Source organism: Inquilinus sp. NPDC058860 (assembly GCF_042743185.1).
Taxonomy (GTDB): Bacteria; Pseudomonadota; Alphaproteobacteria; order DSM-16000; family Inquilinaceae; genus Inquilinus.
Window position 1 is genome coordinate 26714 of sequence record NZ_JBHYMS010000023.1, and the last position, 25960, is coordinate 52673.

24 protein-coding genes are annotated in these 25960 nt (G+C 71.5%); 11 read left to right on the plus strand and 13 right to left on the minus strand.

The window, feature by feature from the left end; genetic code table 11:
• Window positions 1-36 precede the first annotated feature (36 nt).
• The 6 genes from ACFW16_RS17385 to ACFW16_RS17410 all read left to right on the plus strand — a co-directional run bounded on the left by ACFW16_RS17385 (window position 37) and on the right by ACFW16_RS17410 (window position 12493).
• Window positions 37-4377: an amino acid adenylation domain-containing protein gene (locus ACFW16_RS17385; protein ID WP_380307184.1), complete on the plus strand. Its 4341-nt coding sequence runs from the start codon at window positions 37-39 to the stop codon at window positions 4375-4377.
• 55 nt (window positions 4378-4432) lie between these two features.
• Window positions 4433-5743 (plus strand): glycosyltransferase, encoded by a 1311-nt coding sequence (locus ACFW16_RS17390; RefSeq protein ID WP_380307186.1) that lies wholly within the window; start codon window positions 4433-4435, stop codon window positions 5741-5743.
• A gap of 15 nt (window positions 5744-5758) precedes the next feature.
• On the plus strand, window positions 5759-6994 hold the full coding sequence (locus ACFW16_RS17395) for an efflux RND transporter periplasmic adaptor subunit (protein WP_380307188.1): 1236 nt from the start codon (window positions 5759-5761) through the stop codon (window positions 6992-6994).
• Window positions 6995-6997: 3 nt separating this feature from the next.
• The gene (locus tag ACFW16_RS17400) at window positions 6998-10087 is read left to right on the plus strand and encodes an efflux RND transporter permease subunit (RefSeq protein ID WP_380307190.1); all 3090 of its coding nucleotides are present in this window, start codon (window positions 6998-7000) and stop codon (window positions 10085-10087) included.
• Window positions 10088-10149: 62 nt separating this feature from the next.
• The gene (locus tag ACFW16_RS17405) at window positions 10150-11115 is read left to right on the plus strand and encodes a glycosyltransferase family 2 protein (RefSeq protein ID WP_380307192.1); all 966 of its coding nucleotides are present in this window, start codon (window positions 10150-10152) and stop codon (window positions 11113-11115) included.
• Window positions 11116-11215: 100 nt separating this feature from the next.
• Window positions 11216-12493, plus strand: a complete 1278-nt coding sequence (locus ACFW16_RS17410) for a TCR/Tet family MFS transporter (protein ID WP_380307194.1) — start codon at window positions 11216-11218, stop codon at window positions 12491-12493.
• Window positions 12494-12533: 40 nt separating this feature from the next.
• On the opposite strand, the gene ACFW16_RS17415 is transcribed toward ACFW16_RS17410, so the two are convergent.
• Window positions 12534-12728 carry a hypothetical protein gene (locus ACFW16_RS17415; RefSeq protein WP_380307195.1) on the minus strand — a complete coding sequence of 65 codons (195 nt, stop codon included), beginning with the start codon at window positions 12726-12728 and terminating at the stop codon, window positions 12534-12536.
• A 303-nt stretch (window positions 12729-13031) separates the two neighbouring features.
• On the minus strand, window positions 13032-14171 hold the full coding sequence (locus ACFW16_RS17420) for an esterase-like activity of phytase family protein (protein ID WP_380307197.1): 1140 nt from the start codon (window positions 14169-14171) through the stop codon (window positions 13032-13034).
• A 161-nt stretch (window positions 14172-14332) separates the two neighbouring features.
• On the opposite strand from ACFW16_RS17420, the gene ACFW16_RS17425 reads away from it, so the two are divergent.
• A complete protein-coding gene (locus tag ACFW16_RS17425; protein ID WP_380307199.1) occupies window positions 14333-14872 on the plus strand; it encodes a metallophosphoesterase family protein in 540 nt (179 codons plus the stop codon).
• On the opposite strand, the gene ACFW16_RS17430 is transcribed toward ACFW16_RS17425, so the two are convergent.
• Window positions 14873-15019 (minus strand): hypothetical protein, encoded by a 147-nt coding sequence (locus ACFW16_RS17430; RefSeq protein WP_380307201.1) that lies wholly within the window; start codon window positions 15017-15019, stop codon window positions 14873-14875.
• 83 nt (window positions 15020-15102) lie between these two features.
• Window positions 15103-15915: a helix-turn-helix domain-containing protein gene (locus ACFW16_RS17435; RefSeq protein ID WP_380307203.1), complete on the minus strand. Its 813-nt coding sequence runs from the start codon at window positions 15913-15915 to the stop codon at window positions 15103-15105.
• 111 nt (window positions 15916-16026) lie between these two features.
• Here ACFW16_RS17435 and ACFW16_RS17440 point away from each other — a divergent pair, with 111 nt between their 5' ends.
• Entirely contained in the window at window positions 16027-16395 is a 369-nt protein-coding gene (locus tag ACFW16_RS17440) for a nuclear transport factor 2 family protein (protein WP_380307205.1), read from the plus strand.
• Between the two features lie 37 nt (window positions 16396-16432).
• On the opposite strand, the gene cml is transcribed toward ACFW16_RS17440, so the two are convergent.
• Window positions 16433-17617, minus strand: a complete 1185-nt coding sequence (cml, locus tag ACFW16_RS17445; protein WP_380307207.1) for a CmlA/FloR family chloramphenicol efflux MFS transporter — start codon at window positions 17615-17617, stop codon at window positions 16433-16435.
• Between the two features lie 256 nt (window positions 17618-17873).
• On the opposite strand from cml, the gene ACFW16_RS17450 reads away from it, so the two are divergent.
• Complete coding sequence (locus ACFW16_RS17450) at window positions 17874-18173, plus strand: HlyU family transcriptional regulator (RefSeq protein ID WP_380307209.1); 300 nt, start codon at window positions 17874-17876, stop codon at window positions 18171-18173.
• A gap of 93 nt (window positions 18174-18266) precedes the next feature.
• Entirely contained in the window at window positions 18267-18623 is a 357-nt protein-coding gene (locus tag ACFW16_RS17455; protein WP_380307211.1) for a putative quinol monooxygenase, read from the plus strand.
• On the opposite strand, the gene ACFW16_RS17460 is transcribed toward ACFW16_RS17455, so the two are convergent.
• The 4 genes from ACFW16_RS17460 to ACFW16_RS17475 form a co-directional block, all read right to left on the minus strand.
• Window positions 18624-19802: an NAD(P)/FAD-dependent oxidoreductase gene (locus ACFW16_RS17460; protein ID WP_380307213.1), complete on the minus strand. Its 1179-nt coding sequence runs from the start codon at window positions 19800-19802 to the stop codon at window positions 18624-18626.
• Window positions 19803-19836: 34 nt separating this feature from the next.
• A complete protein-coding gene (gene ybaK / locus ACFW16_RS17465; protein WP_380307215.1) occupies window positions 19837-20310 on the minus strand; it encodes a Cys-tRNA(Pro) deacylase in 474 nt (157 codons plus the stop codon).
• Between the two features lie 19 nt (window positions 20311-20329).
• On the minus strand, window positions 20330-20713 hold the full coding sequence (locus ACFW16_RS17470) for a DUF6481 family protein (protein ID WP_380307217.1): 384 nt from the start codon (window positions 20711-20713) through the stop codon (window positions 20330-20332).
• A gap of 149 nt (window positions 20714-20862) precedes the next feature.
• On the minus strand, window positions 20863-21462 hold the full coding sequence (locus ACFW16_RS17475) for a YdeI family protein (protein ID WP_380307219.1): 600 nt from the start codon (window positions 21460-21462) through the stop codon (window positions 20863-20865).
• Between the two features lie 65 nt (window positions 21463-21527).
• On the opposite strand from ACFW16_RS17475, the gene ACFW16_RS17480 reads away from it, so the two are divergent.
• Window positions 21528-22055 (plus strand): GNAT family N-acetyltransferase, encoded by a 528-nt coding sequence (locus ACFW16_RS17480; protein ID WP_380307221.1) that lies wholly within the window; start codon window positions 21528-21530, stop codon window positions 22053-22055.
• A gap of 7 nt (window positions 22056-22062) precedes the next feature.
• Here ACFW16_RS17480 and mutL read toward each other — a convergent pair whose 3' ends face one another.
• From mutL to ACFW16_RS17500, 4 genes are all read right to left on the minus strand, one after another.
• Window positions 22063-23928, minus strand: a complete 1866-nt coding sequence (mutL, locus tag ACFW16_RS17485; RefSeq protein ID WP_380307223.1) for a DNA mismatch repair endonuclease MutL — start codon at window positions 23926-23928, stop codon at window positions 22063-22065.
• Window positions 23929-23967: 39 nt separating this feature from the next.
• The gene (locus ACFW16_RS17490) at window positions 23968-24693 is read right to left on the minus strand and encodes an anti-sigma factor domain-containing protein (protein ID WP_380307225.1); all 726 of its coding nucleotides are present in this window, start codon (window positions 24691-24693) and stop codon (window positions 23968-23970) included.
• A complete protein-coding gene (locus ACFW16_RS17495; RefSeq protein ID WP_380307227.1) occupies window positions 24690-25250 on the minus strand; it encodes a sigma-70 family RNA polymerase sigma factor in 561 nt (186 codons plus the stop codon). Before ACFW16_RS17495 ends, ACFW16_RS17490 begins: the two co-directional genes overlap by 4 nt.
• Before the next feature lie 80 nt (window positions 25251-25330).
• Window positions 25331-25804, minus strand: coding sequence for a fasciclin domain-containing protein (locus ACFW16_RS17500; RefSeq protein WP_380307331.1), 474 nt, complete (start codon window positions 25802-25804; stop codon window positions 25331-25333).
• Window positions 25805-25960: the final 156 nt, after the last annotated feature.

Genomic DNA, 25960 nt, shown 5'->3' on the forward strand with positions numbered 1-25960 from the left:
GCCGCCGCCCCCATTATCCTGCGAGCGAGTTGAGCCATGGACAGCATCGATTTCGGCAGCGTCTCGCTGCCCCTGACGACGGCCCAGACGGGCATGTGGCTGGCGCAGAAGTTCATGCCCGAGATCGAATTCAACCTGGCCGAGGCGATCGAGATCCACGGACCGCTCGATGTCGGCCTGATGCAGGCGGCGCTGTGGCAGCTGACGCGGGAGGCCGAGGCGCTGCGCGTCCGCTTCGTCGAGGGCAGCGACGGCCCGCGGCAGGTGATCCGGCACGAATACGGCGGCGACATCCCCTTCGTCGACTTCAGCGCCGAGGCGGACCCGCGGGATGCCGCCGGCCGGTGGATGAAGGCGGATCATGACCGGCCGCTGAACCCGCTGACCGACGAGCTGTGGTACTCCGCCGTCCTCAAGATCGCGGACGATGTCTTCATCTGGTACCACCGTGTCCACCACCTGCTGATGGACGGCCTGTCCGGCGGGCTGTGCACCCGCCGGGTGGCGGAGCTGTACACCGCGCTGGTCGAGGGCCGCACGCCGACGGACGAAACCGCGTTCGGCAGACTGGCGGAGATTCTGGACGAAGAGGCCGGCTATCGCGCCTCCAACCGGTTCCAGCGCGACCGCGAATACTGGATGGAGCGCTTCGCCGACACGCCGTCGCCGATCACCCTGTCCCACCGCCGCCTGGCGGCCGGCAGCCTGCTGCGCGACCGGTCCTTCATGGCGCCCGGGCTGGTGGCGTCGCTGCGTGCCCTGGCGCAGTCCACGGGCGCCAGCCTGCCGCAGATCCTGATCGCGCTGACCACCGCCTATCTCTACCGCGTGACCGGGGCCGAGGACCTGATCGTCGGCCTGACCGTCACCGCACGCGCCAACGCCCGGATGCGGCGCACCCCGTCGATGCTGGCCAACGCCGTGCCGCTGCGGCTGCGGATGGACCCGGGCCTGAGCATGCAGGACGTGATCCGCCAGGTCGGCACCGAGGTCCGCCAATGCCTGCGGCACCAGCAGTACCGCTACGAGGACCTGCGCCGCGACCTGAACCTGCTGCCGAACAACCAGCAGCTGTTCACCATGCTGGTGAACATCGAGCCCTTCGACTACGACCTGCGCTTCGGCGGCCTGCCGATGACGCCGCAGAACCTGTCGAACGGGTCGACCAACAATCTCGGCGTGTTCATCTACGACCGCGGCGACGACAAGGGCCTGTGCATCGACTTCGACGCCAATTCGGCGCTGTACACGGCCGAGGAGCTGGCCGGCCACCGCGAGCAGCTGCTGCGCCTGGCGCAGGCGATGCTGGCCGATCCCGGCCAGGCCATCGGCGGGATCGACATCCTGGCCCCGGAGGAGCGGCGGCGGATCCTGGTCGACTGGAACCGGACCGACCGGCCGGTCGAGCCCGACACGCTGAGCGCACTGCTCGACGCCCAGGCCCGGACGTCGCCGGACGCGACCGCGCTGGTGTTCGAGCAGGATGCGCTGAGCTATGCCGAGCTGGACGCCCGCGCCAACCGTCTGGCCCGGCTGCTGGCCGCGCGCGGCGCCGGGCCGGAGCGGATCGTCGCCGTCGCGCTGCCGCGGTCGGTCGAGCTGGTCGTCGGGCTGCTGGCCATCCTCAAGACCGGCGCCGCCTATCTGCCGATCGACCCCGATTATCCGCTGGACCGGATCGCCTTCATGCTCGGCGATGCCCGGCCGGTGACGGTGGTGACCAACCGGGATTTCGCCTGGGTGGTGCCGGACGACGCCGACCGCTTGGTTGTCGACGCGGCGCAGACGGAGGCCGAGCTCGCCGCGGCCGACCCGACCGGCCTCGAGGCCGGCGGGCTGGAGCCGCTGCACCCCGCCTATGTGATCTACACCTCGGGGTCGACCGGCCGGCCGAAGGGCGTGGCCGTGCCGCACGGCGCCATCGTCAACCGGCTGCGCTGGATGCAGGGCGAATACGGCCTGGCGGCCGACGACCGGGTGCTGCAGAAGACGCCATCCAGCTTCGACGTCTCGGTCTGGGAGTTCTTCTGGCCGCTGATCCAGGGCGCCACCCTGGTGGTCGCCCGGCCCGGCGGGCACCGCGACCCGGCCTACCTGGCCCGGCTGATCCGCGACGAGCGGATCACCACCCTCCATTTCGTGCCCTCGATGCTGCGCGCCTTCCTGCAGGAGCCGGAGGCGGCGGGCTGCACCGGGCTGCGGCGCGTCTTCTGCAGCGGCGAGGCCCTGCCCGAGGACCTGCAGACCCAGTTCCACAAGACGCTGCCGGTGCCGCTGCACAACCTGTACGGGCCGACCGAGGCGGCGGTCGACGTGACCTATTGGGAGTGCCGCCGCGACGCCGAGCCCGGGCCGGTGCCGCTGGGCCGGCCGATCTGGAACACCCAGCTCTACGTGCTCGACCCCGGGCTGCAGCCGGTCCCCGCCGGGGTCACCGGCGAGCTGTACCTGGCCGGGGCCAACCTCGCCCGGGGCTACATCAACCGGCCCGGCCTGACGGCGGAGCGGTTCGTGGCCAACCCCTACGGCCCGCCCGGCAGCAGGATGTACCGGACCGGCGACATCGCGCGCTGGCGGCCGGACGGCACCCTCGACTTCCTTGGCCGGGCCGACCACCAGGTCAAGCTGCGCGGCTTCCGTATCGAGCTCGGCGAGATCGAGGCGGCGCTGATCCGCACCCCCGCCGTCACCCAGGCGGCGGTGATCGCCCGCGAGGACCGGCCGGGCGACCAGTATCTGGCCGCCTATGTGGTGCTGGAGACCGGCGCGGCCCTGGACCCGGCGGCGCTGCGGCAGGAGCTGGGGCGGCACCTGCCCGACTACATGGTGCCGGCCACCTTCACCGCGCTGGACGCCCTGCCGCTGACGCCGAGCGGCAAGCTGGACCGCAAGGCGCTGCCGGCGCCGGAGCGGCAGTCCGCCGTCGGCCATGTCGCGCCGCGGACGCCGACCGAGGCGACCCTGGCCGCGATCTGGGCCGAGACCTTCGGCCTCGAGCGGGTCGGCGTCGAGGACAATTTCTTCGAGCTCGGCGGCCATTCCATGCTGGTGGCGCAGCTGATCGGCCGGGTGAAGGCCACCTTCGCCGTCGACCTGCCGCTGGCGATGGTGTTCGAGGTCTCGACCATCGCCGGCCTGGCGGAGAAGGTCGATCAGGCCCTCGGCGACGGCCTTGCCGCCGCCTCGCACGACCTAGCCGCCGATGCCCGCCTCGACGACGGCATCCAGCCGCAGGCGGCGCTGCCGCCGGTCGAGTTCCGGCAGGTGTTCCTGACCGGCGCCACCGGCTTCGTCGGCAGCCAGATCCTCGCCACGCTGCTGCGCGATACCGACGCCCGCGTCGTCTGCCTGGTGCGGGCGATGAGCCGGGGCGCGGCCCGGACCCGGCTGCGCCGGACCCTGGCGGAGCGCCAGCTGTCCGAGCTTTGGGACGACCGCCGCATCGAGATCCTGATGGGCGACATGGGCGAGCCGGATCTCGGCCTCGACGCGGCCGGCATCGCCGTCATCCGCGACGAGTGCGACGCCATCTTCCATTGCGGCGCGATGATCGACTTCATGCAGGGCTATTCCGCCCTCCGGGCGCCCAATGTCGAGGCGGTGCGCACGCTGATCGGCTGGACCGCGAGCGGCCGGCCGAAGGCCCTGCACTACGTATCGACCCAGTCGGTGATCGACCCGGCCAGCGGCCCGGGCGTGGTGACCGAGGCGTCGGCGCTGGAGAGCTGGCAGGGGCTGGTCGGCGGCTACAGCCAGAGCAAATGGGTCGGCGACACGCTGGTGCGGCAGGCCCAGGCGCGTGGCCTGCCGGTGTCGGTCTACCGGTTGGGCACGGTCACCGGCGACCGCCTGTCGGCGATCTGCAACGACCGCGACATGATCTGGCGGGTGGTGCGGGCCTCGGCCGGCCTCGGCGCCATCCCCGACATCCACCTGCCGATGACCCCGGCGGACGACATCGCCGGCGCGATGCTGCGGCTGGCGCGCAGCGACGCGCCCTGGGGCGGCGTCTACCACCTGGTCAGCCAGGGCACCGTCCATCTGCGCGACATGGTGCCGATCCTGCAGCGGCTGGGGCTGCAGATCGAGCTGCTGCCGGTGGGAACCTGGCTGGAGCGGGCGCAGCTGGGCCGGCTCGACAGCCGCGACCACGATCTCGCCACCGTGCTCTCGATCTTCGGCGAGTACGACACCTCGGTCACCCTGCCGACCCTGTCCTTCGACGCCACCCATGCGCGGCTGGCGGAGCTCGGCGGCACCATCCCGCCGGTCGGGCTGGAGCTGATCGAGCGCTACCTGCGCAACCTGAAGATCGCGGACTCGGTCGAGGTGGCCGAAGCCTGGACGCCGGAGCCGACCCCCGTCGCCGCCGAGTGACCTGCAGCAAGGCCGGGCGGCACCAGCGCCGCCCGGCGGAAGGACCCGATCCGATATGGCCCGTTTCATCGTCGCCGCGACCGCCCTGCCCGGCCACGTCTCGCCGCTTCTCGCCATCGCCCATCATCTCGTCGGCCTCGGCCACGAGGTCGTCGTGCACACCGCCAGCCCGTTCCGCGAGAAGGCGGAGGCGACCGGGGCGCGCTTCGTCCCGTTCCGCAGCGAGATCGATCTCGACTACCGCCGGGTCGACGAGCATTTCCCGGAGTACCGCGCGGCGAAGCCGGGGCCGGAGAAGATGATGGTCGGCCTGAAGCATTTCGTCTGCGACGCGATGCTGGGCCAGAAGGCCGGGCTGGAGGAGATCCTGAGCGGCTTCCCGGCCGACGCCATCCTGGGCGACACGGTCTTCGCCGGCGCCATTCCGATGCTGCTGGGCCCGCGCCATGCCAGGCCGGCGGTGGTCACGCTGGGCATCACCGCGCTGGCGGCCACCAGCGTCGACACCGCCTTCTTCGGTTCCGGGCTGCCACCTTCCTCGACCGCGGAGGGGCGGGCCCGCAACATCGCCATGCATCGGACCATGCAGACCCTGTGCGCCGGCATGCAGCAGGGATTCGACGACGCGCTGGCGTCGATCGGCTGTCCGCCGCTGCCGGATTTCATCTTCGACAGCTTCATCATCCTGCCCGACCACTACCTGCAGCTGACCGGCGAATCCTTCGAATATCCGCGCAGCGATCTGCCGGAGACGGTGCGCTTCGTCGGCCCCCTGCTGGCGCCGCCGACCAAGGCCTTCGCCCCGCCCGGCTGGTGGAGCGAGCTGGATGGCGGCCGGCCGGTGGTGCTGGCCACCCAGGGCACGCTGGCGAACGAGGATTTCAGCCAGCTGATCGGCCCGACCCTGACCGGACTCGCCGGCGAGGACGCGCTGGTCATCGGCACCACCGGCGGCCCGCCGGTCGAGGCGATCCCGGTGCCGATCCCGGCGAATGCGCGCGCCGAGCGCTTCGTGCCCTATGATCGGCTGTTGCCCAAGGTCGACGTGTTCGTCACCAATGGCGGCTATGGCTCGGTCAGCTACGCCCTCAGCCTCGGCGTCCCGATCGTGGTGGCGGGCGACACCGAAGAGAAGCCGGAGATCGCGGCCCGTGTGGCCTGGAGCGGGGCCGGGATCAATCTCGGCACCGGCCAGCCGCGGCCGGAGCAGGTCCGCGACGCGGTCCGCGCCGTGCTGTCCGACCCGCGCTACCGGCGCCGGGCCCAGGCGCTGCAGGCCGATTTCGCCCGCCACGACGCCCGCCGCGAGATCGCCGCAATCCTGGAGGATCTGGTCCCCCGTCAAGAGCGCCGCAAATCGGCCTGAGCGGGAGATCCGGTGATGAATGGTGTTCGCCCCCGCTGGCGGTCTCGCCGGCTCGGCTTGTTGGCTCTGGCGGTGGTCGGCCTTTCGGTGGTGGCCGGCGGCTGGCGCATCCTGGCCTCCGACCGCGTCGGACAGCCGGGTTCTGCCGGCGATCCCGCCGCCCCGGCCCCCGTCACCACCGTCGCCCGGGCGGAGCTGCATGAGGTGGTGGAGACCCTGGCCGTGACCGGCACGCTGGCGGCCCGCGAGGAGGTGCTGGTCGGGGCCGAGGTCGACGGGCTGCGCATCGTCACGATCGACGCCGATGTCGGCGACCGGGTCGCCGCCGGCCAGGTGCTGGCCCGGCTGGACCACGCCCAGCTGGACACCCAGCTGGCCCAGAGCGAGGCCAGCATCGCCAAGGCCGAGGCCGCGATCCAGCAGGCCCAGGCCTCGATCGCCGAAGCCCAGGCCTCGGCCATCCAGTCCCAGGCCTCGCTGGAGCGGACGCAGACGCTGCGCACCAACGGCAACGCCTCGGCCGAGCAGCTGCTGGCGCGGCAGACCGAGGTCAAGGTCGCCGAGGCCCGCATCGCCTCCGCCCAGGAGACCGCGCGCTCGGCCGTGGCCGACAAGGCGCTGGCCCAGGCGCAGCGGGACGATGTCGCGCTGCGCATCGCCCGGGCCGAGATCAAGGCCCCGGTGGCCGGCGTGGTGTCGGAGCGGCAGGCCCGGATCGGCGCCGTGGTCGGGATGTCGAGCGCGCCGCTGTTCCGGCTGATCCGCGACGGCGAGGTCGAGTTCCTGGCCGAGGTGACCGAGACCGGCATGCCGCGCGTCGCCGTCGGCCAGCCGGCGGAGCTGCAGCTGACCGGCTTCGACCGGCCGGTGCGCGGCACGGTGCGGCTGGTCGACCCGACGGTCGACGCCACCAGCCGCCTCGGCCGTGTCGCCGTCACCCTGCCGGCCGAGCCCGGGCTGCGACCCGGCGTCTTCGCCCAGGGGTCGATCGAGACCGGCCGCCGGCCGGCGCTGACCGTGCCGCTGTCGGCGGTGTTCTTCAGCGCCGAGGGCGCCTATGTCCAGGCGGTGCGCGACGCCGTGGTCGAGCGCCGGCCGGTCGAGACCGGCTTCGTCGGCGACGGCCGCGTCGAGATCCGCCGCGGCCTGGCCGAGGGCGAGGCGGTGGTGCTGAAGGCCGGCAGCTTCCTGCGCTCCGGCGACCGCATCGCCCCGGTGTCGCCGCCGGTGGCCGCCGCGACGGCGGGGTAAATCATGGCGCTGAACATCTCGGCCTGGTCGATCCGCAAGCCGATCCCGCCCCTGGTCCTGTTCGCCGTGCTGATCGTGCTGGGGTTGGTCAGCTTCCGGTCGCTGCCGGTCACCCAGATGCCGAACATCGACGTGCCGGTGGTGACGGTCACCATCGCCCAGGCCGGCGCGGCGCCGAGCGAGCTGGAGACCCAGGTGGCGCGGCCGGTCGAGGACGCCATCGCCGGGCTGACCGGGGTCAAGCACGTCACCTCCGCCCTGTCCGACGGCGCCGCCGTCGTCATGGTCGAGTTCGTGCTGGAGACGCCGACCGACCGGGCGGTGAACGACGTGCGCGATGCCGTGGCCAAGATCCGCTCGACCCTGCCGCAGAGCATCGAGGAGCCGGTGATCCAGCGCATCGATGTCGCCGGGCTGCCGATCCTGACCTATGCCGCCTCGATCCCGGGCATGAGCGTCGACCAGCTGTCCTGGTTCGTCGACGACACGGTGGTGCGGGCGCTGCAGGGCGTGCCGGGCATTGCCCAGGTCAAGCGCATCGGCGGCGTCGACCGTGAGATCCGGGTCGATCTGCGGCCCGACCGGCTGGCGGCGCTGGGCATCACCGCGTCCGAGGTCAACGACCAGCTGCGCGCCAGCAACATCGACCTGGCCGGCGGCCGCGGCACGGTCGGCGTGCAGGAGCAGTCGATCCGCACCCTGGCCGGGGCGGCGACGGTGGAGGAGCTGGCACAGCGCCGCATCGCCCTGCCCGGCGGCCGCCAGGCGCTGCTGCAGGACCTGGCCACCGTGACCGATGGCGGTGCCGAGCCGCGGAGCTTCGCCCGGGTCGACGGCCAGCCCGTCGTCGCCTTCAGCCTGTACCGGGCCAAGGGCCTCTCCGACGTCGTGGTGGCCGACGCCGCGCAGGCCCGGCTGCAACAGCTGACGGCGGAGCATCCGGAGCTGTCGATCACCGAGATCGACAACCTGGTGCGCTACACCCGCGCCGATTACGACATGACCATGGAGACGCTGATCGAGGGCGCAATCCTGGCCGTGATCGTCGTCTTCCTGTTCCTGCGCGACTTCCGGGCGACGATCATCTCGGCCCTCGCCATCCCGCTGTCGGTGCTGCCGACCTTCGCGGTGATGGAGGCGCTGGGCTTCTCGCTGAACTCGATCAGCCTGCTGGCGATCACGCTGGCGACCGGCATCCTGGTCGACGACGCCATCGTCGAGATCGAGAACATCGTCCGCCACATGCGCATGGGCAAGTCGCCCTACCGCGCCGCGATCCAGGCGGCGGACGAGATCGGCCTGGCCGTGGTCGCCACCACCATGACCATCGTCGCGGTGTTCCTGCCGGTCAGCTTCATGGGCGGCATCGCCGGCCAGTACTTCAAGCAGTTCGGCATCACCGTGGCCGTCGCCGTCACCTTCTCGCTGCTGGTGGCACGGCTGGTGACGCCGCTGATGGCCGCGTATCTGATGCGCGACCACGCGCATGAGGAGGAGCGCGACGGCCGGCTGATGCGCATCTATCTGCGGCTGCTGGACTGGTCGATCCGGCACCGCGGCCGCACCATCGCCGCCGGGCTCGGCATCTTCGTCGCCTCCGCCGCCCTGGCCAGCCTGTTCCCGACCGGCCTCCTGCCGAACAACGACATCTCCCGCTCCTCGCTCTCGGTCGAGCTGCCGCCCGGATCGACGCTGGAGGACACCCAGGCCGTGGCCGACCGGCTGTCGGCCCTGTTCCGCGCCCAGCCGGAGGTGAAGAGCGTCTATGCCGTGGTCGGCGGCGACGGCGCGAACCCGCTCGACGTCGCCGGCGGCGAGGTGCGCAAGGCGACCATCGTCGCGACCCTGGTGCCGCGGGCCGAGCGCGGCATGGACCAGAAGGCGTGGGAGAGCGCGATGCGGGCGAAGCTCGCCGCCGAGCCCGACCTGCGCTTCAGCTTCAGCGCCGGCGGGGCGCGCGAATACACCCTTTTGCTCTCCGGCAATGACTCGGCGGAGCTGGTGCGGGCGTCGCTGGCGATCGAGCGCGAGATCCGCGACCGCGTGCCGGTGCTGGCCAATGTCGTCTCCACCGCCGCGATCGACCGGCCGGAGATCCGCATCGTGCCGCGCCTGGCCGAGGCCGCGGCGCTGGGCGTCTCGGTGGCGCAGATCGCGGAGACGGTCCGGATCGCGACTTTGGGCGACATCTCCGCCAACCTCGCCAAGTTCTCCTCGGGCGACCGCCAGGTGCCGATCCGGGTGCAGATCGCCGAGAATGCCCGCGGCAAGCTGGCCACCTTCGAGACGCTGCGGGTGCCGACCGCGACCGGCGGCAAGGTGCCGCTGACCTCGGTCGCCCATATCGGCTTCGGCGAGGGCGCCACCACCATCGACCGCTACGACCGCCAGCGCCGCGTCTCGATCGAGGGCGACCTGGTGGGCAAGACGCCGCTGGGCGAGGCGATGACCGCGGTGCTGGCGCTGCCCTCCGTGCGCAACCTGCCGCCCGGCGTCAGCATCCGGCCGTTCGGCGACGCCGAGATCATGCAGGAGGTGTTCTCCGGCTTCACCCTGGCGATGGGCGCCGGGGTGCTGATGGTGTTCGCGGTGCTGGTGCTGCTGTTCGCCGACATCGCCCAGCCGGTCACCATCCTGGTGTCGCTGCCGCTGTCGATCGGCGGCGCCTTCCTGGCGCTGCTGGTGACCGGCTATCCGATCAGCCTGCCGGTGGTAATCGGCATCCTGATGCTGCTGGGCATCGTCACCAAGAACGCGATCCTGCTGGTCGATTTCGCCATCGAGGCGATCGCCGCCGGCGCCGGCCGCACCGAGGCGCTGATGGAGGCCGGCCGCAAGCGGGCCCGGCCGGTGGTGATGACCACCGTGGCGATGATCGCCGGCATGGTGCCCTCGGCCATCGGCTGGGGCGAAGGCGGCGCCTTCCGGTCGCCCATGGCCTCGGTGGTGATCGGCGGGCTGATCACCTCGACCGTGCTGAGCCTGGTGTTCGTGCCGGCGGTGTTCACCGTGCTGGACGACCTGAACCGGCTGTCCGGCCGCGTCTTCGGCCGCTTCGTCGGCGCCCGCGACGAGCCGGAGCCGGCGGAATAGGCCAGATCATCGGAGCCGCCGGACATCTCGCGGCGGTTCACATGCGAATACGGTGAGACCAAATGACAATTCTTGGGGCGGTGGTTGTGCTATTCCACCCGACGGCGGAGCAAGTCGCACGGGCTGTCGAGTTGCGCAGACACTGCGACGACCTTGTCGTCGTGGACAATACACCGCAACCGGACAATCGACTGGGGATATTGTTCGAAGAACACAATATCACCTTGATAAGTGAAAAAAACAAAAACGGCATTGCCGGTGCTCACAATCGTGGATTGACGATTCAGTTCGAACGGGGCGCGGACGCAGTTTCTCTCATCGATCAGGACTCGGTAATGCCGGCGGACTACTTTCCAGTCATGCGCGAAATTTGTACAGCGCTGGCCTCACAGCCTTTCATGGCAGGACCCCGGATTTTCGAAGAAGTCGCTCAAGAATATCTCCCAGTTCTGGAAAGCAATGGCATCTCTCTACGGCAGGTTGAAATAGATGAGAATGCCGTTACGCAGCGCTGCGCATTCCTGATCGCCTCTGGCTGCATGATTTCACGCGAGGCCTTTGCGAAACTCGGCCCGCTCGACGAAAAACTCTTTATTGATCACGTCGATATCGAATATTGTTTCAGAGCACGCACCTGCGACGTCCCGCTATACACGACCCCGGCACTGACGCTGTCGCATCGGCTCGCGGATCTGCGTCGCCATAAGCTGGGCCCGTTCGAGATGATGACGGTCAATCATCCCTGGTACCGGCGCTATTACAACGCCCGCAACGCCGTTCAGCTTCTATTTCGATATGGCAGGCGATATCCAGTCGTGTTCATGCTGAATTTGTTGACCTTGAGGGAGATTTTTTGCGTTGCGTTGCTCGAGGATGCCAAGCTCGCCAAGCTCACCGGCATATTGATGGGAATTGTGGACGGGCTGTCCGGGCGCCTCGGGCCCCTTGAGCATACACGTCCACGATTGGTCGCGCGCTTTGCGCACGGGGCCGGGTCAACGACGGCTCGAGCCGAGGCCGGGCCGTAGCAGGGCGCGGCTGGCCGTTCCGAGAGCAGGACGTGGGCGGCACCGTCGTGGTGTCGCGGTGCGGAAAATCCAGGGCCGGTTCATGTTTGGAGAGATGCAGATGTCCAGCCCGCCTCCGCGTCGACCGGGCCGCGCCGCAGTCGCCTTCGTGTTCGTCACCATCCTGCTCGACACCCTGGCGCTCGGCCTGATGGTGCCGGTCCTGCCCAAGCTGATCGTCGAGTTCGAAGGCGGCGACATGGCGCGGGCGGCGTCGATCACCGGGCTGTTCGGCCTGGCCTGGGCGGTGATGCAATTCCTGGCCGCGCCGGTGCTGGGCGCGCTGTCCGACCGGTTCGGGCGGCGGCCGGTGATCCTCCTGTCCAATCTCGGCCTCGGCCTCGACTACGTGCTGATGGCGCTGGCCCCGAACCTGGCCTGGCTGCTGGTCGGGCGGCTGGTCTCCGGCATCACCTCCGCCAGCGCCTCGACCGCCCTCGCCTACGTCGCCGACGTGACGCCGCCGGAGCAGCGCGCCGCCAAGTTCGGGCTGCTCGGCGCCGCCTTCGGCTTCGGCTTCATCGCCGGACCGGCGCTGGGCGGGCTCCTGGCCGGCATCGATCCCAGGCTGCCGTTCTGGGCCGCGGCGGCGCTCAGCCTCGCCAACGCCGCCTACGGCCTGCTGATCCTGCCGGAATCGCTGCCGCCGGAGCGGCGCGCCCGCTTCACCTGGACCGGTGCCAGCCCCTTCGGCGCCATGACGCTGCTGCGCGCGAGCCCGGCGCTGCTCGGCCTTGCCGTCGTGGCCTCGCTGATGTTCCTGTCACAGGAATCCATACCGAGCCTCTACGTGCTCTACGCCATCCAGCGCTATGGCTGGGACGAGGCGACGATCGGGCTGTCGCTGGCGGCGGCCGGCGCCGGGTCGATGGTGGTGTCGGCGGCCCTGATCGGCCCGGCCGTGGCCCGGCTGGGCGAGCGCCGGGCGATGGCCGCGGGGCTGGTCTTCGGCGTCGCCGGCTTCGCCCTGTCCGCCCTGGCCCGGACCGGCTGGCTGTTCCTGGCGGCGATCCCGCTGTTCTCGCTGGCCGCCCTGACCGGGCCGGCGCTGCAGGCGCTGATGTCGCGCCGGGTCGGGGCGGACGAGCAGGGACGGCTGCAGGGGGCGCTGGCGGGGCTGCGCGGCATCACCGGCATGATCGGCCCGGTGCTGTTCACCCAGAGCTTCGCGCTCGGCATCGCACCCGCGGCGGGCCTGGATTCGCCCGGCCTGCCCTACGGGCTGGCGGCAGCGCTTCTGGCGTCGGCCCTGGTGCTGGCCTGGCGGATCACCCGGGAAGGCGTCCGGTCGGACGCCGAGCCGGCCCTGCCGCCGGCGGAATGGCGGCCCCCGTCGTAGGCCGGGTTCGCGGAGGCGAACCCGACACCGGCTCTACGATTCACAGCCGCAGGACCAGGTCCCTCGGGTCCCGGAGCGGAGGATGCGGCGGCAGCCCCACATCGCGACGCTCGTGGTCGGTCAGCCGCTCGACCGACAGGGCACGGCTCCGGCGGCGGCGCAGCGTCTCGACCAGGAGGACGAGGCGCAGCCCCAGGCCGAGGCGGACCGGGCGCGCCGGCTCGATCTCGACCAATGGTACAAGCCGGAGATACGGCACCCTGCCGGAAGCGGGCGGGTTCATGACCCAGATCCTTTCGTGAGCGGTGGGGAGGCAACAAAAAACCCGCCGGGAGATCCGCGGCGGGCTGGTGAACGCGAGGGGTGCCTGGACGATCCGGGCCTAGACCCCTGGAGACACCCTTTCCTCAACGCGCAGCACCGCCGCCACCGGCCACGGCCGACGTCGCATGTGCAGCGATTCGTTGAAGAGAGCGTTCATCGTGAAAGGATCGGGGACGGCGGCGTCCCCGTCAATGGGCTTCGCGTCTCCCCTTGGTCAGTCCCCCCGCTTCGGCCGGTGCAGCTCGAATACCAGGGCCTCGGTGATCTGCGTTGCGCTGAAATTGTCGTCGGACATCACCACCAGGGTCGGGTTGCCGTTGCGCAGCCGCGGGCCCCAGCCCATCGCCTCGAAATTGTCGAGGCGGACGCCGCTCAGTGTGTCGAAATCGAGCAGCAGCGTCTTGCGCATCGGGCGCCAGCGGCTTCCGGCCAGGGAGTCGATCCGGGACACATCGGTCGCGCCGGCCCGGTCGGCGACGTAGAGCCGGAGCTTGTTGCCGGTCCCGGCGATGAAGGTGCGCTCCAGGACCAGGAGCTCGCGGCCGAAGCCGGACAGGATCTCGGACACCCCGAAGCTGCCGCTGCCGCCCGCCGGCAGCGGGTCGGTCACATAGACATATTCCGGCCCGGCCTTGCCCGTCAGCGTGTCGAAGGCCGTGATCCGGACCGGGCCGGGCGAGGGCGTCGGCGGGATGTCGGCATCCTGGATCAGGGGCGCTTCCATCGAGGCGAACAGCGTCCGGCCGTCGCGCGAGAGCGCCAGCCCCTCGAACACCAGGTTGTTGCGCGGGCCGCTCTTGCCGTCGCTCGACACCTTGAAGCGCCGCGGCAGGTCCATGCTGCGGCGGAGAGTGCCGCCCGGCGAGGCGATGTTGATCGACGGGTCGATGCCGGCGGAGACGTCGCCCTCGCTGCTCCAGTACAGGATGCCGCGCAGCGGGTCGCGCCGGATCGATTCGGGGTCGACCGCGCCCGGGGCGAAGGTCTGCCCGGCCTTGTCGCGCAGCGGCGTCATGCCGGTGACCCGGATGCCGCGCACGGACTGCGCGTCATAGTCGATCGCGAGGGTGTAGAAGCGGGCCGGGCCGGTGGCCGAGCGGTCGTCGCTCAAGGCCGTCCAGCGGGCGTTGACCGGATCCCAGTCCAGGCCGGACAGGCCGCCGACGACGGTGCCCTGGAACTCCAGCCCATGCGGCAGCGTCGCCTGGCCGATCAGCCGCAGCTGGCCGATCCCACCGCCATGGCCCGGCCAGCCGTGCTGCCCGGAGTCGGATGCCAGCGTCTGCGCCTGGCCGGGCTGTGCGCCGAGCAAGGCGACGGCCAGAAGTGCCGCCGCGACGGAACGAATCGTCATCCCCCACCTCCATCGGATCCGGTCTTCGATGGGGCGGGATCAAGCACAGCCGGGATTTGCTCATAAAGTTAATTTATTGTGACGGCTTGTAGTTTTATTTACCGGATTCGATGGCGTGATTTTTACGGGTTTTCCTGTACGCCTCAGCCGAGAATGCCGGCATGACCGTCTACTTCACCAGCGACACCCATTTCGGCGATCCGCGCGTGCTGCGGATCGACCGGCGGCCCTTTCCGAGCGTCGCCGAGCACGACGAGGCGCTGGTCGCACTGTGGAACGAGACCGTGCGGCCGGAGGACGAGGTCTGGCACCTGGGCGACTTTGCGCTGGGCCCGCCGCCGGAGGCGGTGGCGGCGCTGCTGGGCCGGCTGAACGGCCGCAAGCACCTGATCAGCGGCAACAACGACGGGCCGGGGACGCTGGCGGCGCCGGGCTGGGAATCGGTGCAGGCCTATGCCGAGCTGCGGATCGAGGGGCGGCACCTGATCCTGTGCCACTACCCGTTCCGCACCTGGAACCAGATCGGCCGCGGGTCGGTGAACCTGCACGGCCATTCGCACGGCCGGCTGACGCCGGCGACTCGGCAATACGATGTCGGGGTGGATGTGCAGGAGCTGAGGCCGGCGACGCTGGACCGGATCATCGCGCGGAAACGCCGGCGGAAACCGTTCGCGGAGAAGAAGGAACCGGGAGGGGTGTGATCAGACCTCGGGGTCCGGCAGCGGCCGCCGGCACCGGTGCGGGGTGCGATTCGCCTTGCGCAGCGCGGCATGCAGCTCGCGCTCATGCCCGTCGTCGTCGCCCATGGCGGCTGCCAGCAGCCGCACCCAGTTCAGCACCCGTCGCATCGGCCGGCTCCCCTCAAGGAAGTCTCGATCTCATGTGACCGCGTTACGGGAATTATGTCAAATACAAGTCGACGACAATTTTGTTACGAAATATTGCGGGGGCCGATCCGGCGCAGCGCTTCGGCGGTGGCGGCGTCGGCCGGGAAGAAGGATTCCACTGCCAGCTCCGACAGGGTGACGTCGACCGGCGTGCCGAACACGGTGGTGGTCGACAGGAAGGACAGGATCCCGGAGTCGGTCGCCAGGCGGAACGGCACCACGACATCGGGATGCGTCTCCTCCGGCGGGGCCAGCGCCGCGACCCGGGAGGGTGGGGCCGGATAGGCCCGCAGCTCCGCCAGCAGCTCGACCAGCACCGGGTCGCCGGCCGATTCGATCTGGCGCTGCAGCCGCTCCAGCAGATGGCCGCGCCATTCCTCGTAATTGACGATCCGCGGCGCCAGACCGTCCGGATGCAGGCCGAGCCGCAGCACGTTGACCGGCGGCTGCAGCAGCGCCGCCGCCACGCCATCCAGCAGCACCGGCACCGCGGCGTTGGCGGCGACCAGCTGCCAGTGCCGGTCGACCGCCAGCGCCGGGTTCGGCGCATGCGCCTCGATCACCCGCTCCACCGCCCGCCGGGCCAGGGCCAGAGCCGGGTCGTCCAGCGGCCGCACCGGGTAGGCCGGGGCGAAGCCGGCGGCGACCAGGAGGGTGTTGCGCTCGCGCAGCGGCACCTCCAGCCGCTCGGCCAGGTGCAGCACCATGTCCCGGCTCGGCCGCGACCGCCCGGTCTCGATGAAGGAGAGGTGGCGGGTGGAGATGTCGGCCTCGCAGGCGAGGTCGAGCTGGCTGAGGCGGCGGCGGCGGCGCCAGTCGCGCAGATGGTCGCCGAAGCTGGGAGCGGTGTGGGCCATGCGCCGACGATAGCCGGCGGGCGGCGGCGCATCCATGACCCGGCAGGTAATCGCTTTCGTCCCCAGGGCCGGACAGGATCGGGCCATCGCAACCACCGATGGAGACCCGAGATGACCGCTGCTACCGAATTGGTCGACCGCTACATCGCGATCTGGAACGAGACCGATGCCGGCCGCCGGCGCGCCCTGGTCGATGCGACCTGGACCGAGGACGCGATCTATGTCGACCCGATGATGCGGGGCGACGGCCGCAACGCGATCGACGCCATGATCGCGGCGGTGCAGGAGCGCTTCCCCGGCCACCGCTTTCGCCGGGTCGGCCCGGTCGACGAGCACAACGGCCGCATCCGCTTCCGCTGGGAGCTGGGGCCGGACGGTCAGCCGCCGCTGGTCGCCGGCACCGATTTCGGCGAGATCGCCGGCGGCCTCTTGTCCGGTATCACCGGCTTCATCGACCAGGCGCCGGCGATGGCGGCGTGACAGGACGGGGGCGGACCGGAAGGCCCGCCCCTTCCCTTCACTCGGCCGGCAGGCGCAGCGCCAAGCCGGTCACGATCAGCGCCGCCAGGGCGCAGAACCCCGCGAGCGGCCAAGCGGTTCCGGCCGGCAGCGCCAGCACCATGAGTGTGCCCACGGCGCCAACGATCAGCCCCTCCAGGCAGGCATAGAGCGCGGTGGCGGTGCCGGCGACATGACCGAAGCCCTGCAGCGCCCCGTTGGCGGTGACGGCGCAGGTGACCGCGATCCCGGCCGAGATCACCCAGACCGGGACCAGGAAGGCCCAGAGCGACGGCCCCACCGCAGCCTGTCCCAGCGCCAGCAGCCCGGCCCCGGCCAGGAGCAGCGCCATGCCGCGGATCAGGCAGCCGCGCCGGCCCCAGCGAGCGGTGAAGCGGCCGGCGAAGCGGGCGGTCGCGATCATCACCAGGGCGGCGGTGCCGAAGGCCAGGCTGAAGCCGATCGGGGTCAGGCCGAGCCCGCCGATCAGCACCGCGGGCGCGGTCGAGAAATAGACGAAGAACGCGCCCATCGCCGCGCTGAAGCCGAGGGTGTAGGTCCAGAACGGGCCGCTGGCCAGGATCGCGCCGACATGGCGCAGCCGTACCCCGTCGCCGCCCTCGGGCCGCGTCTCCGGCCAGCGCCACAGCGCGTGCAGCCCGGCCAGAGCGCCAAGCCCGGCCAGCAGCCAGAAGATGCCGCGCCAGCCGAAGCCGTGGTCGACCCCGGCGCCGAGCAACGGCCCGAAGGCCGGCACGAAGGCCAGCATCGAGCCGAGCAGACTGTAGATCACCGCGCCCTCGCGCCGCGCGGCGTAGACGTCGCGCACCGTGGCGAAGGTGGCGACCAGCATGGCCGCGGCGCCGGCCGCCTGCACCAGGCGCAGCGCCAGGAACAGCCCGGCCGAGGAGGCCAGCGCCAGCCCGGCCGAAGCCAGGGTGAACAGGAGCGCGCCGCCGAGCAGCACCGGCCGCCGGCCGATGCGGTCGGACAGCGGCCCGAACAGCAGCTGGCCGCAGCCGAGCAGCAGCAGATAGAGGCTGAGCGTGAGCTGGACCAGCGCCGGCGTCGCCGCCAGGACCGCCGGCATCAGCGGCACCACCGGCAGGTAGATATCCATGCCGAGCGAGGCCAGCAGGTCGAAGGGGGACATCAGCAGCAGGGTCGCTGCCAGAGACGTGGGCCATGGCCTGGGTGCAGGCATGGGAAGACCTCCGCGGAAAGGGGATTTCGGCGGCGGTCCGCATCAGCATCGGCAGGAAAGGGCCGTGATCGGGAGCGCCGCAACAACCGGACGAGTTGCTGCGGCTCAGCGGGTTGCGGTGGAGTCGGTCCTCATCGCGGGGCTCCGGGCTACGGCGGGAACGGCTGTAGCATGCGCCTCACCGCGGTGAAAGCGTGATCCGCGGCGCGATCCGGGCTAGGCTGCGCCTCCCCTTCCCTGAGCTGTGGGCGGCACGATGGTCTCCTTCCTCAAATCCCTGTTCGGCGGCGGCAAGCGCGAGGAGGCCGCGCCCGGCGAGGCCCCGGCCGGGCCTGCGGTCGAGTACAAGGGCTTCCGCATCCGCCCCGCCCCCTTCCAGGCCGGCGGCCAGTACCAGACCGCGGGCGTGATCGAGAAGGACTTCCCGGAGGGCACCAAGACCCACCGCTTCATCCGCGCCGACAAGCACGCCAGCAAGGACGACGCCACCGCCTTCTCGGTGACCAAGGCGCAGCAGATCATCGACGAGCAGGGCGACCGGGTGTTCGCGGACTGAGGCCGCCCGGCTCCGTTACCTGCGAAGTCATTGGTTTCGGTCCTGTCCGGCGCGATCCTCGGCGTGCCCGCCACACCCCGAGGACGAACCGAGATGCTGGTGTCCACCACCGCGCGCCCCGGCGACAGCACCGTCGCCTTCATCGTCACGCTGCATGTCAAGCCGGGCCGCGAGGCCGAGTTCCTGGGGCTGCTGACACCGGTCCTGGACGCGATGCGGCACGAGCCGAGCTTCATCAACGCCGTGCTGCACCGGTCGCCGGACGACCCGACGCTGTTCATGCTGTACGAGACCTGGGCCGATCGCGACGAGCTGGTGCAGGTGCAGATCCCTCGTGCCTACCGCCAAGCCTATATCGCGGCGCTGCCGGACGTGCTGCGGCAGGAGCGCGGCGTCACCGTCTGGCAGCCGATGCGCGGGGACTTCGCGACCACCGCGCCGGGCGTGTGATCAGACGGCTTGGCCTGCAGACCACCCGGACGACCACGCCCATTGGAAGTTGTAGCCGCCGAGCCAGCCGGTGACGTCCACCACCTCGCCGATGAAGTACAGGCCCGGCACCGCCTTCGCCTCCATGGTCCGGGAGTCGAGGCCGGCCGTATCGACCCCGCCCAGCGTCACCTCGGCGGTGCGATAGCCCTCGGACCCGGCCGGGCGCACCCGCCAGCCATTCACCGCATCCGCCACCCGGCGCAGCACCTTGTCGGAGAGGTCGGCGAGGTTGCCGGCCGCGCCCTCGGCCTCCGCGATGGTCTGCGCCAGCCGCTTCGGCAGCGCCTCGGCCAGCACGGTGTGCAGGGCCCGGCGGCCGTTCTCGGCGCGGGCGCCGCGCAACCGGTCGAACATTTCGGTGCCGGGCAGCATCGACACCTCGATCTCCTGCCCCTCGCGCCAGTAGGAGGAGATCTGCAGGATCGACGGGCCGCTGAGGCCGCGATGGGTGAACAGCATTGCCTCGCGGAACCGGGTGCGGCCGCAGCCGATCTCGGCGTCGACGGCGATGCCGGCCAGCGGCCTCAGCCGCTCCAGCAGCGCCGGCTCGAAGGTCAGCGGCACCAGGGCGGGCCGGGTCTCGGTGACCTTCAGGCCGAAGCGGGCGGCGAGGTCGTAGCCGAAGCCGGTGGCGCCCATCTTCGGGATCGACCGGCCGCCGGTGGCGACCACCAGGGACCGGCAGCGCAGCGGTCCCGATGCCAAGTCCAGGACGAAGCCGTCGGCGTCGCGCCCGACCGATTCGACCTTGCTCGACAGGCGCAGCGTGGCGCCGGCGCTGCGCATCTCGGCCAGCAGCATGTCGATGATCTGGCGGGAGGAGCCGTCGCAGAACAGCTGGCCCAGCGTCTTCTCGTGCCAGGCGATGCCGTGGCGGTCGACCAGGGCGATGAAATCGCGCTGGGTGTAGCGGCGCAGCGCCGAGATGCAGAAATGCGGGTTGGCGGAGACGAAGTTGGCCGGCGCCGCGTGCAGGTTGGTGAAGTTGCAGCGGCCGCCGCCGGAGATGCGGATCTTCTCGCCCGGCGCCGGGGCGTGGTCGAGCACCAGCACCGACCGGCCACGCCGGCCGGCCTCGGCCGCGCACATCATCCCGGCCGCCCCGGCGCCGATCACCACCACGTCGAAGGACTGCACCCCGCCCCCGTTCCGGCCTGCCGCCGGCCCCCGATCAGGCCACCAGCGGCGCCACCTTGGCCTTCAGCGCCGCCTGCAGGTCCTGCGGCTTGAGGCGGATCTGCAGCCCGCGCTGGCCGCCGTTGACGAAGACCTCGGCCTCGGCCATCGCCGATTCCTCGATCGCGGCCGGCACCGCCCGTTTCTGGCCGAGCGGGCTGATGCCGCCGACATGGTAGCCGGTGACACGCTCGGCGTCGGCCGGCCGCATCATCTGCGCCGATCTGGCACCGAAGGCGGCGGCCAGCTTCTTCATGCCGACCTCGCGGTCGGACGGCACGACGACGCAGACCGGCTTGCCGTCGGCCTCCGCCATCAGCGTCTTCAGCACGATGCGGGGCGGCACGCCCATGGCCTCGGCCGCCTGCAGCCCGATTCGGTCGGCACCAGGATCGTAGTCATAGGTCGCGACGGCGAAGCTCACGCCCGCCTGTTGCAGCGCCTGGGTGGCGCGGGTGGTCTTCGACACGACGCCCGCGCCTGCCGGATCAGCGCTTGACGCGCGCCTTGCGGGCGGCGTAGCGGGCGTCGCGCTCGGCCTTCTGCTCGGCCAGCTGCGCCACCATCCGCTCGGCCTCCTCGCGCCGGGCCCGCGCCTCGGCCTCGGCGGCCTCGGCCTTCAGCCGCGCTTCTTCCTGCGCCCGCGCTTCCGCCTCGGCCTTCAGCCGCGCCGCCTCGGCCTCCTTGGCCGCCCGGCGCTCGGCCTCGCGCTGCTCACGCGCAGCCGCCCGGGCCTCGCGCTCCGCCCGCTGCCGGGCCAGCTCCGGATTGTCCGGCGACACCTTGGCGCGGAACCGCTCCAGCGCGGCCTTCTTGGCATTCTGAGCGCTGCTCAGCCGGTCCCCGAACCCCTTTTCCTTGTACCCGCTCATCGTTCCGTCGACTCGTTGCATGTATCCCCGATTCACCGGCGGGGGATGAATGCCTCCCGCGCGGACGCACTAGATATGCTTCCTCGGCAGCGGTGCCAACAGCCGTTCCGGCATGCCGGTCACGCGGCGGGGTTGGCTCTGCCGCTTCGTCAGGGATAGATCCGCTCGCCGCGCGCCAGCATGGCGACGAAATCGGCGACCCGGCGGGCGCGGGTCTCGGCTCTCTTCGCGGTCTGCACACGGTACAGCACGGCGTAGCGGTTGCGCGAGTCGAGCGTGGCAAAAAACGCGGCCGCCACGGGATTTTGACCGAGCGCCGCCTGCAGGTCATCCGGCACGCCGCGATGGCGGCTGAGGCCGTAGGCCGCCTCCCACCGCCCGTCGCGCCGTGCCGCCTCGACTGCGGCGAGACCGGCCGGCGCCATTTGCCCGGCGGCGATCAGCGCTTCGGCCTTCTCGCGGTTGCGCTGCGACCAGGCGCTGCGCGGCCCGCGCGGGGTGAATTTCTGCAGCCAGACGCCCTCGTCACCGCCCTGCTTCCGGCCGTCGATCCAGCCATGGCAGAGGGCGACATCCAGCGCCTGCTCGTAGGTCACCGAGGGCGTGCCGGAGCCGACCCTGGCGATGGCCAGCCAGACGCCGCGCGAGGCGCCGTGATTCGCCGCCAGCCAAGTTTCCCAGGATGCGGCGTCGGCGAAGCGCAGGAGCGGCAGGCCCTGGTGCTCGCCCGGATGGTCGGGACCGGTCATCGCGCGAGGATAGGCGGCATCGCCCGGGCCGGGCTATGCTCTCGCCGCGTCGACGGGGGAACGCCATGACCATCGAGATCCGGCCGGCGACCGCGGCGGATGCCGCGGCGATCGCCGATCTGCATCAGCGCAGCTGGCGCAGCGCCTATCGCGGGCTGCTGCCCGACAGCTATCTGGACGGGCAGGCCGGCGACGAGCTGGCGGCGCGCTGGAGAACCGCCTTCACCGAGGACGAGCCGCGCCGGGTGATCCTGGTCGCCATGGCGGCGGACGGGATCGCCGGCTTCGTCGCGGCCTGGCCCAAGGGTGCAGACAGGGCGCTGATCGACAACCTGCATGTCGCGCCCGGCCAGCGCGGCGGCGGGCTCGGCCGGCGCCTGATGAGCCGGGCCGCGGCCGAGCTGCGGCGCCAGGGCTTCCGGGCCGCCTTCCTGGAGGTGATCGAGGGCAACCACGGTGCCCGCGGCTTCTACCGGCGGCTCGGCGGCGTCGAGGGCGAGCTGTTCGTCGAGCCGATCGGCGGCCATCCGACCCGGGTGATCCCGGTCGCCTGGGACGACCTGGCCGTGCTGGAGGCTGCCGGCGGGGCGTAGGCCGGCCTCAGCGGCGCTGGAACAGCTTCTCGATATCGGCCAGCTTCAGCTCGACATAGGTCGGGCGGCCGTGGTTGCACTGGCCGGCATTGGGCGTGACCTCCATGCTGCGCAGCAGCGCGTCCATCTCGGCCGCGTTCAGGCGGCGGCCGGCACGGACGCTGCCATGGCAGGCCATGGTGGCGCAGACATGGGCCAGGCGTTCGGTCAAAGGCCTGGCGTCGTCCCACTCCGCCAGCGCGTCGGCGAGGTCCTGCACCAGGCCGGGCACGTCGGCCTGGCCGAGCAGCGCCGGCACGCCGCGCACCACCACCGCGCCGGGGCCGAAGGGCTCGAGCTCCAGCCCCAGCCCGGCCAGCTCGGCCTGGCGGGCGGCGAGGCGGTCGACCGAAGCCTCGGTCAGCTCCACCACCTCGGGCAGCAGCAGGCCCTGGCTCTTGACCGTGCCGGACAGGAGTTCGGCCTTCATCCGCTCATAGACGATGCGCTCATGCGCCGCGTGCTGGTCGACGATGACCAGCCCGTCGCCGGTCTGGGCGACGATGTAGGTGGCGTGGACCTGCGCCCGGGCGGCGCCCAGAGGATGGTCCGGCGCCGGCTCCTGCACCGCCGCCTCGGCGCCCCATCCCTCGACCCGGGCCGAAGGCCGGGCCAGGTCCGACGCGATCGGCGCCTGCCAGGCGGCGGCCGATTCGGCCAGGCCGGACGGCGGGCGCACCGGGCCGCGGGTCTGGAACCAGGAGGTCTGGCCGCTGAACCGGGACAGCGGGGCCTGCATCGGTACCGGGCCGTCCGCCCCTCCCTGGGTCACGAAGGCGGCCAGGGTGTCGGCGCCGACGCTGGTCGAGGCGCGGTGGCCGGCGGCGGCGATGGCGTGGCGCAGGGCGCTGACGATCAGCCCGCGCACCAGCGCCGGGTCGCGGAACCGCACCTCGGCCTTGGTCGGGTGGACGTTGACGTCGACCTCCTCCGGCGGCAGCTCGAGATAGAGCGCCAGGATCGGGTGGCGGTCGCGCGGCAGCACGTCGGCATAGGCGCCGCGGATGGCGCCGAGCAGCAGCCGGTCGCGCACCGGCCTGCCGTTGACGAACAGATACTGCGCCTGGGCGGTGGCGCGGTTCAGCGTCGGCAGCGCGGCATGGCCGGTCAGGCGCACCGCCTCGCGCACCGCCTCGATCGGCAAAGCGTTCTCGGCGAAGTCGCCGCCCAGCACGGCGCCGACGCGGGCGAGGCGGGCGTCGAACAGCTCGCCCTGCGCGGCCTCCAGCCGCAGCAGGGTGCGGGCGGCGTCGGACACGGTGAAGCTGAGGGTCGGATGCGCCATGGCCAGGCGCTCGACCATGTCGACCGCGGCCTGGGTCTCGGCCCGCTCGCCCTTCAGGAACTTCAGCCGCGCCGGGGTGGCGTAGAACAGGTCGCGCACCTCGGCCCTTGTGCCGTGGTTCAGCGCCGCCGGCACCGGCGCCGCCACCGCCCCGCCCTCGACCGACAGGCTCCAGCCCTCGGCCGCCCGGCGGGGGCGGCTGGCGATGGAGAGGCGCGACACGGCGCCGATCGAGGGCAGCGCCTCCCCGCGGAACCCCAAGGTCGAGATCCGCACCAAATCGTCGTCCGGCAGCTTGGAGGTGGCGTGGCGCTCGATCGCCAGCAGCAGCTCCTCCGGGTCCATGCCGGCGCCGTCATCGACCACGGCGATCAGGCTGCGGCCGCCGTCGCGCAGCGCCACGTCGATGCGGCGGGCGCCGGCGTCGATCGCGTTCTCCACCAGCTCCTTCACCGCCGCGGCCGGGCGCTCGATCACCTCGCCGGCGGCAATCTGGTTGACCAGCGTCGGCGGCAGGCGGCGGATGGTGCGGAGGGACTCGATGGTCATAGACCGATTCTAGGGCCGGATCGCGCCGGAGGGAATCGATCAGGACGGATCGTCGATCAAGGTGCCGGAATAGACCACGGGCCCGGTCGGGGCGCCGGTGGGCGAGCCGCCGGCCGGCTCGACGCTGACCGCCAGCGTGCCGCCGGCGAGGGCGGAGCCGCGCAGCGTCTCGGGAATGGCCAGGCGCTTCCGGTCATCGGCATCGATCAGGCCGAGCGAGCGCGGCGCCGCGCCGGCGGCGACGAACCAGAGCTCAAGGCTGCGATCCGCCGGCACCTCGGCCCGCACCGGCCGGACCTGGACCACGCCGGCGCGGGTGTCGACCCGGACGATCAGCGCCGGCAGGTCGCCGCCGCGATTGACCACCGCGACATAGCTGTCCGGCCGGGCGGGAAGATCGGCGCGGGGCAGCAGCAGGAAGGCGGCGAGACCGGCGGCCAGGGCGCCAGCCGCCAGGGCCGCGCTGCGCCACCGGGTGCGCGACCGCAGGAGGCGCGCTTCGGCGGAGAGCCGCAGGACCGTCGAAGCTGCGGCCATGGGCGCGGCGTCTTGCCCGATCGCCCGCTCCAGAGCCGCCCAGACCTGGGGGCCGGGCTGGACCGGCGGCACCTGTGCCGCCAGCCCGGCCAGGCGCCGCTCCCAAGCCGCGACCCCGGCCCTCAGATCCGGGTCCACGGCCAGCTCCCGCTCGAACTCGGCCCGCTCCCCGGGCGGCAGGGTGCCGAGGACGTATTCGGCGATCCGGGCCTCCTGCTCCTCGGTCACGGTCCGGCTCCGTCGATGCACTGCCGCAGGGTGGCCAGCCCGCGATGCAGCCAGGTCTTGATGGTGTTGACCGGCCGGTCGAAGCGGGCCGCCAGCTCCTCGCGGGAATAGCCTTGGTAATAGGCCAGCAGCACGCAGCTGCGGTGGCTGTCCTCCAGCAGGCCGAGGCAATGGCCGAGTTGGCGCAGGTCGACGAAGCCGGCGCCGTCGGCCCGCGGGTCGGGGATCGATTCGAGCCAGTCGCGGCCGTCCTCGTCGGGCTCCACCAGCACCTCGCGGCGCTGCCGGGCCACGTCGATGGCCCGGTTGCGGGCGATCGCCGCCATCCAGCCGAGCGGCGATCCGCTGCCGGCCGAGAAGGAGGCTGCGCCGCGCCAGATCCGGAGATAGGCATCCTGCAGCACCTCCTCCGCCGTCGCCCGGTTGCGCAGGATGCGGAGAACGACGCCGAACAGCAGCGGCGAGGTCCGGTCATAGACCGCCTTGAACGCGCGCCGGTCCCCGCGGCCGGTCGCCTGCAGCATCCGGGTCAGCTCCTCGTCGTCCTGCGGCGGCATCTTTCCCCGCGCCAAGGAAGCCGGGACTCTAGCAGCAGAGCCCCGGCACGCCGTGGTGAAATCGCTCGGATCCCCGGCGGTCACATCGGCATCAGCACGGTGTCGACGACATGGATCACGCCGTTCGACTGCAGCACGTCGGGGATCGTCACCCAGGCGGTGGCGCCCTTGGCGTCGACCACCTCGAGCCGGTCGTGCTTCCACTCGACCGTCAGGCTTTCGCCCTCGACCGTCTTCAGCATGGCCTTGCCGTGCCCGTCCTTGACCGCCTTCTGCAGGTCGGCCGCGGTCAGCCGCCCGGGCACGACGTGATAGGTCAGGATCCCGGTCAGCATCGCCTTGCTCTCGGGCTTCACCAGGGTCTCGACCGTGCCCTTGGGCAGCTTGCCGAAGGCGGCGTTGGTCGGGGCGAAGACGGTGAACGGGCCGGGCCCGTTCAGGGTGTCGACCAGCCCGGCCGCCTTGACCGCCGCGACCAGGGTGGTGTGGTCCTTCGAATTGACCGCGTTCTCCACGATGGTCTTGCTCGGGTACATCGCCGCCCCGCCGACCATCACGGTGGTTTCCGCGAGGGCCGGACCGGCCGCGGCGAGGACAAGGCAGGCGAAGGCGCCGGAGACAAATCGAACGACACGCATTTCGGGTGCTCCCTCTCTGTTGCGTCGCCGGATGACCGGGACGGGGAGCCTTTACGGGGGCGCGCGTCGGAA

What these genes read in the sequence shown, in the direction of transcription:
- ACFW16_RS17395 (WP_380307188.1), top strand. Translation starts at nt 5,759, where the DNA reads ATGAATGGTGTTCGCCCCCGCTGGCGGTCTCGCCGGCTCGGCTTGTTG.
- ACFW16_RS17475 (WP_380307219.1), bottom strand. Translation starts at nt 21,462, where the DNA reads ATGACCGGTCCCGACCATCCGGGCGAGCACCAGGGCCTGCCGCTCCTG.
- ACFW16_RS17385 (WP_380307184.1), top strand. Translation starts at nt 37, where the DNA reads ATGGACAGCATCGATTTCGGCAGCGTCTCGCTGCCCCTGACGACGGCC.
- ACFW16_RS17450 (WP_380307209.1), top strand. Translation starts at nt 17,874, where the DNA reads ATGGTCTCCTTCCTCAAATCCCTGTTCGGCGGCGGCAAGCGCGAGGAG.
- ACFW16_RS17430 (WP_380307201.1), bottom strand. Translation starts at nt 15,019, where the DNA reads ATGCGACGGGTGCTGAACTGGGTGCGGCTGCTGGCAGCCGCCATGGGC.
- ACFW16_RS17500 (WP_380307331.1), bottom strand. Translation starts at nt 25,804, where the DNA reads ATGGTCGGCGGGGCGGCGATGTACCCGAGCAAGACCATCGTGGAGAAC.
- ACFW16_RS17410 (WP_380307194.1), top strand. Translation starts at nt 11,216, where the DNA reads ATGTCCAGCCCGCCTCCGCGTCGACCGGGCCGCGCCGCAGTCGCCTTC.
- ACFW16_RS17400 (WP_380307190.1), top strand. Translation starts at nt 6,998, where the DNA reads ATGGCGCTGAACATCTCGGCCTGGTCGATCCGCAAGCCGATCCCGCCC.
- ACFW16_RS17480 (WP_380307221.1), top strand. Translation starts at nt 21,528, where the DNA reads ATGACCATCGAGATCCGGCCGGCGACCGCGGCGGATGCCGCGGCGATC.
- ACFW16_RS17495 (WP_380307227.1), bottom strand. Translation starts at nt 25,250, where the DNA reads ATGCCGCCGCAGGACGACGAGGAGCTGACCCGGATGCTGCAGGCGACC.
- mutL (WP_380307223.1), bottom strand. Translation starts at nt 23,928, where the DNA reads ATGACCATCGAGTCCCTCCGCACCATCCGCCGCCTGCCGCCGACGCTG.
- ACFW16_RS17405 (WP_380307192.1), top strand. Translation starts at nt 10,150, where the DNA reads ATGACAATTCTTGGGGCGGTGGTTGTGCTATTCCACCCGACGGCGGAG.
- ACFW16_RS17420 (WP_380307197.1), bottom strand. Translation starts at nt 14,171, where the DNA reads ATGACGATTCGTTCCGTCGCGGCGGCACTTCTGGCCGTCGCCTTGCTC.
- ACFW16_RS17455 (WP_380307211.1), top strand. Translation starts at nt 18,267, where the DNA reads ATGCTGGTGTCCACCACCGCGCGCCCCGGCGACAGCACCGTCGCCTTC.
- ACFW16_RS17425 (WP_380307199.1), top strand. Translation starts at nt 14,333, where the DNA reads ATGACCGTCTACTTCACCAGCGACACCCATTTCGGCGATCCGCGCGTG.
- ACFW16_RS17470 (WP_380307217.1), bottom strand. Translation starts at nt 20,713, where the DNA reads ATGAGCGGGTACAAGGAAAAGGGGTTCGGGGACCGGCTGAGCAGCGCT.
- ACFW16_RS17390 (WP_380307186.1), top strand. Translation starts at nt 4,433, where the DNA reads ATGGCCCGTTTCATCGTCGCCGCGACCGCCCTGCCCGGCCACGTCTCG.
- ACFW16_RS17440 (WP_380307205.1), top strand. Translation starts at nt 16,027, where the DNA reads ATGACCGCTGCTACCGAATTGGTCGACCGCTACATCGCGATCTGGAAC.
- cml (WP_380307207.1), bottom strand. Translation starts at nt 17,617, where the DNA reads ATGCCTGCACCCAGGCCATGGCCCACGTCTCTGGCAGCGACCCTGCTG.
- ACFW16_RS17435 (WP_380307203.1), bottom strand. Translation starts at nt 15,915, where the DNA reads ATGGCCCACACCGCTCCCAGCTTCGGCGACCATCTGCGCGACTGGCGC.